The sequence below is a fragment of the Streptomyces sp. NPDC096324 genome (assembly GCF_044763015.1).
Taxonomy (GTDB): Bacteria; Actinomycetota; Actinomycetes; order Streptomycetales; family Streptomycetaceae; genus Streptomyces.
The window spans coordinates 200,745-213,630 of record NZ_JBIWFK010000013.1 but is presented as its reverse complement, the minus strand read 5'-3'; the positions used below and the strand labels follow the sequence as shown (position 1 = coordinate 213,630).

The 12,886-nt window shown below is 68.3% G+C and carries 8 protein-coding genes; 3 read left to right on the top strand and 5 right to left on the bottom strand.

What is annotated here, in order from left to right:
* Window positions 1-18: 18 nt before the first annotated feature.
* A complete protein-coding gene (locus tag ACIQ7M_RS31985) occupies window positions 19-2,460 on the bottom strand; it encodes a DUF6049 family protein (RefSeq protein WP_403650884.1) in 2,442 nt (813 codons plus the stop codon).
* Window positions 2,461-2,683: 223 nt separating this feature from the next.
* On the opposite strand from ACIQ7M_RS31985, the gene ACIQ7M_RS31980 reads away from it, so the two are divergent.
* Window positions 2,684-4,150 (top strand): CCA tRNA nucleotidyltransferase, encoded by a 1,467-nt coding sequence (locus ACIQ7M_RS31980; protein WP_403650882.1) that lies wholly within the window; start codon window positions 2,684-2,686, stop codon window positions 4,148-4,150.
* A 103-nt stretch (window positions 4,151-4,253) separates the two neighbouring features.
* Here the strand turns inward: ACIQ7M_RS31980 and ACIQ7M_RS31975 are convergent, their stop codons facing one another.
* The 4 genes from ACIQ7M_RS31975 to ACIQ7M_RS31960 all read right to left on the bottom strand — a co-directional run bounded on the left by ACIQ7M_RS31975 (window position 4,254) and on the right by ACIQ7M_RS31960 (window position 8,009).
* Complete coding sequence (locus ACIQ7M_RS31975) at window positions 4,254-4,742, bottom strand: hypothetical protein (RefSeq protein ID WP_403650880.1); 489 nt, start codon at window positions 4,740-4,742, stop codon at window positions 4,254-4,256.
* Between the two features lie 113 nt (window positions 4,743-4,855).
* Window positions 4,856-6,118 (bottom strand): MFS transporter, encoded by a 1,263-nt coding sequence (locus tag ACIQ7M_RS31970; RefSeq protein WP_403650878.1) that lies wholly within the window; start codon window positions 6,116-6,118, stop codon window positions 4,856-4,858.
* An 80-nt stretch (window positions 6,119-6,198) separates the two neighbouring features.
* On the bottom strand, window positions 6,199-7,281 hold the full coding sequence (locus ACIQ7M_RS31965; RefSeq protein WP_355760350.1) for an inositol-3-phosphate synthase: 1,083 nt from the start codon (window positions 7,279-7,281) through the stop codon (window positions 6,199-6,201).
* A 44-nt stretch (window positions 7,282-7,325) separates the two neighbouring features.
* On the bottom strand, window positions 7,326-8,009 hold the full coding sequence (locus ACIQ7M_RS31960; protein ID WP_355760347.1) for a PadR family transcriptional regulator: 684 nt from the start codon (window positions 8,007-8,009) through the stop codon (window positions 7,326-7,328).
* A 374-nt stretch (window positions 8,010-8,383) separates the two neighbouring features.
* Here ACIQ7M_RS31960 and ACIQ7M_RS31955 point away from each other — a divergent pair, with 374 nt between their 5' ends.
* Both ACIQ7M_RS31955 and ACIQ7M_RS31950 read left to right on the top strand, forming a co-directional pair.
* The gene (locus ACIQ7M_RS31955; RefSeq protein ID WP_403650875.1) at window positions 8,384-11,137 is read left to right on the top strand and encodes a transglycosylase domain-containing protein; all 2,754 of its coding nucleotides are present in this window, start codon (window positions 8,384-8,386) and stop codon (window positions 11,135-11,137) included.
* A 173-nt stretch (window positions 11,138-11,310) separates the two neighbouring features.
* Window positions 11,311-12,816: a glycosyltransferase family 87 protein gene (locus ACIQ7M_RS31950; protein WP_403650873.1), complete on the top strand. Its 1,506-nt coding sequence runs from the start codon at window positions 11,311-11,313 to the stop codon at window positions 12,814-12,816.
* The last annotated feature ends 70 nt before the right edge of the window (window positions 12,817-12,886 follow it).

Below are 12,886 nucleotides of genomic sequence, written 5' to 3'. Positions count from 1 at the left end.
CACCGGCCACGACATCGCTCAACGGTCCACTCTCTCACCCGTGCCGGACGGGTCGGCGCTTTCCGGTGCGGTGTCCGGTGACGGGTCACTCGGCTGCTCCGGGTCGTCTGCCCCGGACTCCGGGGCGGAAGCCCGTTCGGGACCGGCCTCGGAATCTTCGGTGGAGTCAGTGTCCACGGTGGCTGCGGCGTCCTCGCCGTCGCCCCCCGCCTCGGGACCGTCCTCCGCGTCCTCCTCGGCCCGCCGGGCCGCGGCGCGCTTACGCTGCGTGTACATCCGGAAACCGGCGAGTACGAGAAGCAGGACGCCGCCGCCGATGACGAGCATCACGGTGGAGGTGATCTCGGTGACCTTCACCTCGAAGGGAACCGGGTCGCCGTACGGCTGCCCGTCCTCCGTGTAGAGCTGGGCGACGACCTGCACCGGGCCGTTGGCCTGGGTGGACGTCGTGAACTTGACCGACTGGCTGTGCTCGCCCGCGACCTGGATCTTCTGCTCGTCGTACGGGCCGTTGCCGATCTTGAGTCGGGTGGGCTGCTGCGAGGTGAGGCGCAGCACCAGATGGCCGACACCCTGCACGAGGTTGTTCTGGACCGTCACGGGGATCGTGGCGCTGCGCCCGGAGAGCTTCGCGTCCGACTTCTGGATGAGGTGCACGAGGCCCATGAGCCCGTCGAGGTAGGTCTCCACGCCCTGCCGGAAGTCCGCCGCCTCAGCGGTCCGACCGCGCCAGGACGACGACATCCCCCGCTCTATGGCTCGTCCGAACGGCGTGACCACACGGGACTCGTCGGTCAGGATCACGCGGAACTTGTCGAGCTTGGCCTGGGTCGCCTGGATCCGCTCGAACGCAGAGCGCGGCAGCTCCCGGTGGCGCAGCGAAGAAGGGTACGAGGACCCGGAGGGCACCCTCGTGGTGGCGCCGGGGTCCGGCTTGGCCTTGGCGGCCTCGGTCAGGCTCTGCGACTGCGACCAGTTCCCCTGCTGGAGCGCCCGCAGGGCCTCGGCCATCGACTGTGCCTGGCTCGCCGTGGGCGTGCGCTGCGGAGCGACGACGATGCTGCGCTCCTTCTTCGGCTCCTGCAGGTTGATCATCAGGCTCTGCGCGAGGAACTTCTGGACGGCGAGGGCCGAGGTGTCCGCCTTCATCATGTCGCCCTGGAACGCGGTCGACATCCGCTCGTCCGCGACCACCGCCGTGGTCCCGCCGCCGATGGGGCGGGCGGCGCTGGGCGTGTAGGACAGGCCGCCCGTCTCGCGGAGGCTGTCGCTGCGGGCGATCACCTTGTCCGCGCCGGCCGACGTGGCCACCTTGATGATCGACGGGTCCACCGCCCCGTCCGCGGGCCAGGCGAACTCCGTGCTCGGCTTGACGTGGACGATCGTCTCGACCGTGTCGGCCGCCACATCGGTGGCGTCCTTGAGGTGGCTCAGGGAACCGGTGACGTCCTTGCCGTGATGGGCCAGCGACGCGAGATCGGGGTCGGCGAAGGGGAGGGCCACCAGGCTCTGGCCCTGGACCGCCTTCTCCAGCTTGTCGAGCCAGGCAGTGGCCACCGCCTGGTTCTTCCCGGCGACGGTGGTGCCGTTCTCCTGCTGGATCCGGTAGCCGCCCCTCATCGCGTCCACGGAGGCCAGCAGGTCGGGGTCGAGGACCCAGGTGACATCGAGCTGGCTGCCCAGCGACAGGAGCTGGTCCAGGCGGCCGCCCGGGGAGATCTCCTTGGCCAGGTCGTCGTTCTTGAAGACGGGCGTCTGCTGCGCGTCCGAACCCGTCTCCGCCGTGAGGTGGACGGTGGAGATGAGCGGCCAGAGGTACGTCGTCTTCGTCTTCGTGTCCGCGGCGTCGGGCTGCCAGGGCAGGAACGTCCGCTCGATGCCGAGGACCTGGTCCCACGGCTGTGCGGTGGTCCGGCCCGTGAGCGACACACCGAGCTGGTAGACCCCGTCGGAGCCGAGGTCGAGATCCTTCACCGGGACCGAGAGGGAGAAGTGCTGCGAGCTGCCGGCAGGGAGCCTGGTGACCTTCGCGACGTACTTGCCGCCGATCTCCAGCGGGTCGACGCCCGGCTGGAAGCTGGAGCGCTTCGCGACCGTGTCGATGGCGGTGCGGGTGTTCAGGGACGGTCCGACCCGGATGCCCACGTGGGCGTCGGTGACCGTCTGCTTGCTCGTGTTGGTGACCGAGCCCGAGACCGTGACCGTGTCGCCGTCGGTGGGGGTGCTGGGCGTCAGCGCGTCGAGGCTGACGTCCACGGGGCCGGACGACCCCGAGGCAGTGGCCATGGACTCGGAGGCGGTGGTCGCGGAAGCCTTCTCGGCGGCCTGTGAGGGCGTACTCAGGGGGAGCTGGAGCAGCCCGGCCAGCAGCGGCGCCCCGGCCAGCAGTGCACCGCCGCGCCGGAGCCACCGGCGGGCAGGTGAGGGACTCGTCCCTTGGAAGTCTGCCGCCTCGGCCACGCGCTCGCCCGTCCCTCGTCGTCGTCAGTGGTCGTCGGAATGTGCGTCCACGCATGGTAACGAGGTGCGCTGAGAGTAAGTGCCGCGGAGTGGTCCGCAAGATCAGGGATGAGGGCCGACTGTCCTGTATGTGCGCGTATTCTGCCCGCGAAAAGATTGTGGGGCACGGGTGTGGGATTTATCCGGGCGCCCCCACCCCCTCGGCCACGTACCCTTTTCTGTTGTGCCGAACGCCAACGAAGACAATTCCAGTGCCCTGAGCCAGGTGCAGCGCCGCGCGGTGAGTGAACTGCTGCGGGTGTCTCCTGTCGCCGACGAGCTCGCCCGCCGTTTCCAGGAGGCCGGGTTCTCGCTCGCCCTGGTCGGCGGCTCGGTCCGGGACGCGCTCCTCGGCCGGCTCGGCAATGACCTGGACTTCACGACGGACGCCCGGCCCGAGGACGTACTGAAGATCGTCCGGCCCTGGGCGGACGCGCTGTGGGAGGTCGGGATCGCCTTCGGCACGGTCGGTGCGCAGAAGGAAGCCCGTGTGGGCGATGTGGAGCAGTCGTTCCAGATCGAGATCACGACCTACCGCTCCGAGGCGTACGACCGGACCTCGCGCAAGCCGGAGGTCTCCTACGGCGACTCCATCGAGGAAGACCTCGTGCGTCGCGACTTCACGGTGAACGCCATGGCCGTCGCGCTGCCGGAGAAGGAGTTCATCGACCCGTACGGCGGTCTGGACGACCTCGCCGCCCGTGTTCTGCGCACCCCGGGCACCCCGGAGGCGTCCTTCTCCGACGACCCGCTGCGGATGATGCGCGCCGCGCGGTTCGCCGCGCAGCTCGACTTCGAGGTGGCACCCGAGGTCGTCGCCGCCATGACGGACATGGCCGGGCGTATCGAGATCGTCTCCGCGGAGCGGGTGCGGGACGAACTGAACAAGCTGATCCAGTCCGCCCACCCGCGCAAGGGTCTGACGCTGCTCGTGGACACGGGGCTCGCCGAGCACGTACTCCCGGAGCTTCCCGCCCTGCGCCTGGAGCGGGACGAGCACCACCGTCACAAGGACGTCTACGAGCACACGCTGATCGTTCTGGAACAGGCGATGGCACTGGAGGAGAACGGGCCCGATCTCACGCTCAGGCTCGCCGCGCTGCTCCACGACATCGGCAAGCCGCGGACCCGTCGCTTCGAGCAGGACGGGCGGGTCTCCTTCCACCACCACGAGATGGTGGGTGCCAAGATGACCAAGAAGCGGATGACGGCGCTCAAATACTCGAACGATCTCGTCAAGGACGTCTCACGTCTGGTCGAGCTGCATCTGCGATTCCACGGGTACGGCACGGGTGAGTGGACGGACTCGGCCGTCCGCCGCTATGTACGTGACGCCGGCCCGCTTCTCGACCGCCTCCACAAGCTGACCCGCTCCGACTGCACCACGCGCAACAAGCGCAAGGCGACCGCCCTCTCCCGCGCCTACGACGGGCTGGAGGAGCGCATCGAGCAGCTCAAGGAGCAGGAAGAGCTCGACGCGATCCGCCCGGACCTCGACGGCAACGAGATCATGGGAATCCTGGGTATCGGCCCCGGCCCCGCGATCGGCCAGGCCTACAAGTTCCTGCTGGAGCTGCGGCTGGAGAACGGGCCGATGGAGCACGACGCGGCGGTGGCGGCGCTCAAGGAGTGGTGGGCCGAGCAGGGCTGAGAGAGCGCCGGACCGTCATGTTTCACGTGAAACATTGACGTCGGCCAACGCGAAGGGGCGGTGTTTCACGTGAAACACCGCCCCTTCGCGTTGGCGCCCGGCCCTACTTGGCGGAGAGCTCCTCCAGGCAGAGGGTGAAGTCGTCCTTGCCCGTCTCGGTGTACTCGGCGTACTTGGTGCGGTCGCAGCCGGAGTTGTCGGTCTTCTTCTGCGCGACCTTGTACTTCGCCTTGGCGTCGCCGCAGCCCACGACCTTCAGGCCCGGGTCCGTGCTGCTGTCCGGGTTGCTGATGCTCATGCAGTCGCCGACCTTGGCGGTGTCCGGGTCGTGCCGGCTCGCCAGGTAGCCCACGCCGGCGGCTATCACGGCAGCGATGATGACGGCGCCGCGCAGGTACTGCTTGATGCCGCGCTTCGGGCGCTGCGGCGGGGCCGGGGCGAAACCGGCGGCCGGCTGCTGCGGGAATCCGGGCTGACCCGGCTGCTGCGGGTATCCCTGCGGGGGCTGCCCCTGCGCGAACGGGTTGCCACCCTGGGGCGGCTGCCCCTGCGCGTAGGGGTTCTGGCCCTGAGGCGGCGGCGGAGTTGTCACTGGAGTTCCCCCTGGAACGTAGGTGCGTGACGCGAACGTAAGACGCACGTAAGTTATCGGTCCCCTGTGACAACGCAGTAGTCAGAAGTGGCTCTGTGGCATTGATGTGACACTTACTGAAGCTCAAAGCGGGCCATAGCGGCCGCAATTGTTGCGTAGACCGCCGCCACGGTGAGGACGAGGGAAACGGACCGCCCGTCAGAAGGCAGCATCAGCGCGGCGACTGCGGCCGCTCCGACGAACGCGACGTTGAACAGGACGTCGTAGACGGAGAAGATCCGGCCGCGGAAACCGTCGTCCACGGAGGACTGCACGATGGTGTCCGTGGCGATCTTCGCGCCCTGGGTGATCACACCCAGCACGAAGGCGGCGCCCAGTGTGGGTGCGGGGGCGAAGGGCAGACAGAGCCCCGGTACCAGGACCGCGGCGGCGCCGGCGCAGACGGCGATCCAACGCCCCGGTCCCAGCCGTCCGGCGGCCGAGGGCGTCACCACGGCGGCGACGAAGAAGCCGGCTCCCGAGACGCCCACGGCCAGCCCCAGGAGAGCGAGCCCGTCGTCCGAGCCGGACGCCCACGCGTAGCGGCAGAGCATCAGTACCATGACCGTCAGGGCGCCGTAGCAGAAGCGCATCAGGGTCATGGTCATCAGAGCCCAGGCCGCCTCCCGCCGTGGGAGCTCCGCGAGATGGCGAACGCCGCCGGCAAGGCCCCGCGCGGTGCCGGCGAGGGCCGTGCCCACATAGGGACGGACCAGTTCCTGGTCGGGCCCGAGGATCGCCGGGGCGATACGCAGCGAGGCGAGGGCGGCGCACAGATACAGCGCCGCCCCCACGAGGACCACCGCCGCGTCGGAGTCGGCGACGAGCAGTCGTACGGCGAACGCGAGGGCCGCGCCCGCGGTGGCCGCGAGCGTTCCGGCGGTCGGCGAGAGCGAGTTGGCCACCACCAGACGGTCGGTGTCGACGACGCGGGGCAGCGCGGCCGACAGCCCGGCCAGGACGAAGCGGTTGACGGCGGTGACACAGAGCGCGGAGGTGTAGAAGAGCCAGTCCGGCGCCGGGCTCAGGATCAGGAGGGCCGTCACGGACGCCAGTGCCGCGCGCAGCAGATTGCCGTACAGGAAGACCTGTCGCCGTCGCCATCGGTCCAGCAGGACGCCCGCGAAGGGACCGACGAGGGAGTACGGGAGGAGGAGCACCGCCATCGCGGAGGCGATGGAGGCCGCGGAGGTCTGTTTCTCCGGCGAGAAGACCACGTAGGTGGCCAGCGCGACCTGATAGACGCCGTCGGCGCCCTGGGACAGCAGCCGTACACCGAGAAGGCGTCTGAATCCCTGGAAGCGCAGGAGGACGCGCAGGTCACGCACGACGGCCATGGGTCACACCCTCACATACGAGGAGGGTCCCCGGGCAGTAAGCCTGGGGACCCTCCTCAGCAGCGAGCACGGAATCGTGCTTAGCGCTCGACCTCGCCCTTGATGAACTTCTCGACGTTGGCGAAGGCCTCGTCGTCGAAGTACTGGACCGGCGGGGACTTCATGAAGTAGCTCGACGCGGAGAGGATCGGGCCGCCGATACCGCGGTCCTTGGCGATCTTCGCGGCGCGCACGGCGTCGATGATGACACCGGCCGAGTTCGGGGAGTCCCAGACCTCGAGCTTGTACTCCAGGTTCAGCGGGACGTCGCCGAAGGCACGGCCCTCGAGGCGGACGTACGCCCACTTGCGGTCGTCGAGCCAGGCCACGTAGTCCGAGGGACCGATGTGGACGTTCTTCTCGCCCAGCTCACGGTCGGGGATCTGCGAGGTGACGGCCTGCGTCTTCGAGATCTTCTTGGACTCGAGGCGGTCGCGCTCCAGCATGTTCTTGAAGTCCATGTTGCCGCCGACGTTGAGCTGCATGGTGCGCTCAAGACGGACACCGCGGTCCTCGAACAGCTTCGCCATCACGCGGTGCGTGATGGTCGCGCCGACCTGCGACTTGATGTCGTCGCCGACGATCGGGACGCCCGCCTCGGTGAACTTGTCCGCCCACTCCTTGGTGCCGGCGATGAAGACCGGGAGAGCGTTGACGAAGGCGACCTTGGCGTCGATGGCGGCCTGGGCGTAGAACTTCGCCGCGGCCTCGGAACCGACGGGCAGGTAGCAGACGAGGACGTCGACCTGCTGGTCCTTCAGGACCTGGACCACGTCGACCGGGGCCTCGGCGGACTCCTCGATGGTCAGGCGGTAGTACTTACCGAGACCGTCCAGGGTGTGACCGCGCTGGACCGTGACGCCCTTGTTCGGGACGTCGCAGATCTTGATGGTGTTGTTCTCGCTGGCACCGATAGCGTCGGAGAGGTCGAGGCCGACCTTCTTCGCGTCGACGTCGAACGCGGCGACGAACTCGACGTCACCGACGTGGTAGTCGCCGAACTGGACGTGCATCAGGCCGGGCACCTTGGTCGCCGGGTCGGCGTCCTTGTAGTACTCGACGCCCTGAACCAGCGAGGCGGCGCAGTTGCCCACGCCGACGATGGCTACGCGAACCGAACCCATTCCGGTTGCTCCCTGTGTCTATCGGTGAAACCCCGAGCGGGGTCTCACGTGGCGGTGTCGTCGGACGGATCCGGCCGGGGGCTGTCCCGGTGCCGGGGCAGGCCGCCCGTCTCTCCAGATGAATTGTCCTGCTGAGCGGAGCCTTCGAGGCCGGGGCGTTTGACGTCCCGGCCGGCCCGCTCACTCTCGATGAGCTCGTTCAGCCAGCGCACTTCGCGCTCCACGGACTCCATTCCGTGGCGCTGGAGCTCAAGCGTGTAGTCGTCGAGGCGCTCCCGGGTGCGCGCCAGCGAGGCGCGCATCTTCTCGAGGCGCTCCTCCAGACGGCTGCGGCGACCTTCCAGTACGCGCATGCGTACATCGCGTGACGTCTGCCCGAAGAAGGCGAAGCGAGCCGCGAAGTGCTCGTCCTCGTACGCGTCGGGACCCGTCTGCGCGAGAAGCTCCTCGAAGTGATCCTTACCTTCCGCCGTCAATCGATAGACGATCTTGGCGCGACGCCCCGCGAGTGTTGCCGACAGGGCGTCTTCGGGTGTGGATCCCTCCTCCTCGATCAACCAGCCGTTGGTGACCAGCGTCTTGAGGCAGGGGTAGAGCGTTCCGTAACTGAAGGCACGGAACACACCCAGTGACGTATTGAGTCGTTTGCGCAGCTCATAGCCGTGCATCGGAGACTCGCGGAGCAGGCCGAGTACGGCGAACTCGAGGATCCCGGCACGCCGGCTCATCGTCGCCTCCTCCCTGTCGCTGTCTCGTCGGCACGGTCTTTATGCCGCACTGATGTATCGACTCGATACATCAGCACGATAGAACGGCCCTGCGGATGCGACAAGAGGGAGCAGAGTGAACGGCGTCACATCACCGATTCATACGAAGCAAGTTGCCTGATTTGGGGTGAACTTCGATGCTAGGTGGGTTTTGACGGTGCGTACTCTGTGCGGGATGGACACCACCGGGAACCGAGTGACGTCTGAGAACGTCAACGTCTTTGGTGCAGTACGGGTGAATGCGCAATCGACCGCATCCGTACTTCGGGGGGACCGGAAACCAGCCGCCGTTTCCAGGCGCGCAAAGGTGCGCCTGCCCGAGGAGTAATCGTTCGATGAGCGAGCACCGTCGCAAACCGCCGCAGCCGCAGGGCGGCGGACGTGCCGCGGCCCGGCGCGGCCAGCCGCAGGCAGGCCCGTCCGCAGGCCGCCGCGATGCACCGCGAGACGCCACCGGGTCTCCTTCCGCTCCGTATGGCCCGGGAGGTGAAGAGAGCCCGTTCGGCAGCCGTGCCGAGGCGCGGCGCGCCCCGCAGCGCGGGGGCGGCGGAAGCCGGCGCAGAGCCGCCGACGGCGCGGGTCACGGCGGCGGCCCCGGTGGAGGGGGCGGCCGACGCGGTGGTCCCCCGGGCCCGGGCGGTCCCGGACGCGGCCGCGGCCGCGCTCCCGAGCCCGCCAAGAAACGCATCATCGACTACCCGCGCGCGGGCCGGTACGGCGCCGCGCGCTGGGTGCCGTCCTGGAAGCTCGTGACGGGCCTGTTCATCGGGTTCTGCGGCAGCATGGTCGCGGCCGCCGGTGTCGGGTACGCCCTCGTGGGCATCCCGGACATCGGCAAGACCGCCAAGGCGCAGAACAACGTCTACTACTGGGCCGACGGCAGCGAGATGGTCGCCACGGGTGGCGAGGCCAACCGTCAGATCATCGGCTACGCGCAGATCCCCAAGGAGATGCGCTGGGCGGTGATGTCGGCCGAGAACAAGACGTTCGAGACCGACAGCGGCGTCGACCCGACGGGTATCGCCCGTGCCTTCGTGAACATGGCCAAGGGCGGTCAGACGCAGGGTGGCTCCACCATCACCCAGCAGTACGTGAAGAACGCGATGCTGGAGGACCAGTCGCAGACGGTCTCCCGCAAGCTCAAGGAGCTGTTCGTCTCCATCAAGGTCGGCGCCAAGGTTCCCAAGGAACAGATCATGGCCGGCTACCTGAACTCCGCGTACTACGGACGTAACGCCTACGGCATCCAGGCCGCGGCCCATGCGTACTTCAACAAGGACGCCACCGACCTGAACCCGAGCCAGTGCGCGTTCCTGGCGGCGGTGCTCAAGGGCGCCACGTACTACGACCCCCAGGGCCAGGTGTCGATCGACCCGGTCAACGCCACGCCGGAGAAGAACCGCAAGCGTGCCGAGGAACGCTGGGGCTGGATCCTCGACGAAGAGGTCAAGGACGGTCGTCTGGACGCGGCGACGCGCGCCAAGTACACGAAGTTCCCCTCGATCCAGTCGCCGCGGTCGAACGCCGCGCTCGGCGGGCAGGTCGGCTACCTGGTCGACCTGGTCAACTCCTACCTGGTCAAGAACAGCGGAGACACCGGGATCACCGAGACCAAGCTCCGCCAGGGTGGTTACCAGATCCACACGACCTTCGACAGGAACAAGGTCGACGCGCTCGAGAACGCCGTGAAGAAGGTGCAGAAGGCCAACATCAAGCCCGAGCTGCGCCCGAAGAACGACAAGTACGTCCAGTTCGGCGGGGCGTCTGTCAACCCGGACACCGGCGCGATCGAGGCCATCTACGGCGGTGAGAACGCGACCAAGCACTTCACCGACAACGCCGACCAGACCGGTGCCCAGGTGGGTTCGACGTTCAAGCCCTTCGTGCTGGCCGCCGCCATGACCTGGGGCGTCCGGGATCCCGACAAGGGCCCGGAACAGGCACAGGACGAACGCACCATCGCCTCGCCGAAGAGCCTGTACAGCGGCAAGAACAAGCTCAAGATCAAGGACTACAACGGAACCGACTGGACGGACGACAAGGGCAAGGAGTGGCTGCAGACGAACGACGGCGGCCAGTCCCTCAACCCGCCCACGTACCAGATCGACCTGCGTGAGGCCATGCGCGAGTCCGTCAACTCCGCCTACGTCCAGCTCGGCATGGACGTGGGTCTGGACAAGGTGAAGGACTCCGTCCTGCGCGCGGGCATCAAGGAGTCGAGCCTCGCCAGCTCCAGGTTCCCCTCGTTCTCGCTGGGTACCTCCTCCCCGAGCGCGATCCGTATGGCCGGCGCGTACGCGACCTTCGCGGCCAGCGGCAAGCAGCGGGACCCGTACTCGGTGGAGAAGGTGACCAACAAGGACGGCACCGTCTTCCAGCACGACAAGATCGCGAAGGCCGTGGATGCCTTCACCCCGGCGGTCGCCGACAACGTCACCGACGTCCTGAAGACCGTGGTCGAGAAGGGCACCGGCACCAACGCCCAGCTCCGGGGCCGCGAGGTGGCCGGCAAGACCGGTACCACCGACGGCAACAAGTCCGCCTGGTTCGTCGGCTACACCCCGCAGCTCTCGACGGCGATCGGCATGTACCGCCTGGACGACGACGAGACCAAGAAGCACCGCGAGTTCCTCCAGATGTACGGCACGGGTGGCGAGAAGACCATCCACGGTGCCTCGTTCCCGTCCCAGATCTGGCGGGACTACATGGAGGTGGCGCTCAAGGGGGAGAAGGCGGAGTCCTTCCCGGTGCCCGAGGACATCGGTGAGGTCCTCAACGACGCTCCGAGCCCGACGCCGACGCCCTCGGCCACCGAGAGCGCGACGGAGAGCCCGAGCCCGACCCCGAGCGCGACGCTGACGTCTCCCACGCCCTCGGCGACCGAGACCTGCCGGAAGTTCGACTTCAACTGCAACAACAACGGCGGGACGGTCAACGGCGGGACCGACACCGGTGGCACGGACACCGGCGGCACCGATACCGGCGGCACGGACGGTGGTGTGAGCACGTCACCATCGGCCACCGCCACGACCGGTACCAACAGAGGAAACGGCAACGGTAACGGAGGCCTCTTCGGAGGCTCCGGCTGACGGTCGCCGACCTTCCTTCGCGCGTGCGCCCCCTCGGGGCGCACGCGCGAAGCCGTTTCCGGGCCCCGATCCGCGGCCCGGAGACCCGGCCCCGGGCGCCGGGTGACCACGAGGGACGTGAACCTGGGTCGTCCCTGCTTCCCTTCTCAGACACGTACGGCAGGATGTGCGGCATGCCAGGTGCAGAGACGACGCGAGCGAGCGTTCACGAGCCGGAGCCGGTGCGGCCGACCAGGGATGACGAGGTGGCCGCCGGCGGCAGTGAGCTGATCGGCGGCCCCATCGGGCGGCGGGCCGTCCTCGGGACGTCCTGGTGGACGCCCGTGCGGGTGGTGGCGCTGGTGATGATCGGCATGTTCGCCCTCGGCATGGTGCAGAAGATGCCGTGCTACGACGGCGGCTGGTTCTTCGGCGCCAGCTCGCAGTACACCCACGCGTGCTACTCGGACATCCCGCACCTCTACCAGGGACGGGGTTTCGCCGACGGACTCGTGCCGTACTTCGACAAGATCCCCGGCGACATGGACTACCTCGAATACCCGGTGCTGACCGGCGTGTTCATGGAGGTCGCGGCCTGGCTCACGCCGGGCGGCGGGAGCATCCAGCACCAGGAACAGATCTACTGGATGGTCAACGCGGGGATGCTGATGGTGTGCGCGGCCGTCATCGCCGTATGCACCGCGCGCACCCACCGCCGTCGCCCCTGGGACGGCCTCATGGTCGCCCTGGCGCCCGCCTTCGCGCTCACGGCCACGATCAACTGGGATCTCCTCGCCGTGGCCCTGCTCGCCGCCGCGATGCTCATGTGGTCCCGCGGACGCGTCCTGGCCTTCGGCGTCCTGATCGGCCTTGCCACGGCCGCCAAGTTCTACCCGTTCCTGCTCCTCGGGCCGCTCTTCCTGCTGTGCTGGCGCACCGGCAGATGGCGTGAGTTCGGTACGGCGCTGCTCGGCGCCGTGGGCGCCTGGCTGGCGGTGAACCTGCCCGTCATGTACCTCGCGCCCGAGGGGTGGGCGAAGTTCTACAGCTTCAGCCACGACCGCGGCGTCGACTTCGGTTCGGTCTTCCTGTTCGTCTCGCAGTGGCTGAAGATCGCGATCACACCCGACACGGCCAACGCCTGGGCGCTGGTCCTGATGCTGATCATCTGTGGGGGGCTGAGCGCCCTCACGCTCGCCGCTCCCCGCCGCCCCCGCTTCGCCCAGCTCGCGTTCCTGATCGTCGCGGCCTTCATCCTCACGAACAAGGTCTACTCGCCGCAGTACGTGCTCTGGCTGGTCCCGCTCGCGGTGCTGGCCCGGCCGCGATGGCGGGACTTCCTGGTCTGGCAGGCGTGCGAGGTCGGGTACTTCCTCGGTATCTGGATGTACCTCGCTTACACGACCAGCGGCGAAGCCCACAAGGGTCTGCCCACCGACGGCTACCAGGTCGCCATCGCCGTCCATCTGCTGGGGACGCTGTACCTGTGCGCCGTGGTCGTACGGGACATCTTCATGCCGGAGCACGACGTGGTGCGCCGTGCCGGCGACGACGACCCGTCCGGCGGGATCCTCGACGGCGCGGAGGACGTCTTCGTCCTCGGCCCGGCCGCCCATCCGCCGCGGCACGCGGCGCACTTCGACGCGGTCCCCCACGGCGACTGGCCCGAGGACCCGGCCCCCGGAGAGCGTTCGCTCTGAGCGAACAAGCCGCGGAAGAGTCACGCGAAAGGCCGTACACGGTGTCCGTGTACGGCCTTTCGTCGGTCCG

Excerpts from the sequence above, each read along its gene's own strand:
- ACIQ7M_RS31970 (WP_403650878.1), bottom strand. The coding sequence starts at position 6,118 with ATGGCCGTCGTGCGTGACCTGCGCGTCCTCCTGCGCTTCCAGGGATTC.
- ACIQ7M_RS31965 (WP_355760350.1), bottom strand. The coding sequence starts at position 7,281 with ATGGGTTCGGTTCGCGTAGCCATCGTCGGCGTGGGCAACTGCGCCGCC.
- ACIQ7M_RS31960 (WP_355760347.1), bottom strand. The coding sequence starts at position 8,009 with ATGAGCCGGCGTGCCGGGATCCTCGAGTTCGCCGTACTCGGCCTGCTC.
- ACIQ7M_RS31955 (WP_403650875.1), top strand. The coding sequence starts at position 8,384 with ATGAGCGAGCACCGTCGCAAACCGCCGCAGCCGCAGGGCGGCGGACGT.
- ACIQ7M_RS31950 (WP_403650873.1), top strand. The coding sequence starts at position 11,311 with ATGCCAGGTGCAGAGACGACGCGAGCGAGCGTTCACGAGCCGGAGCCG.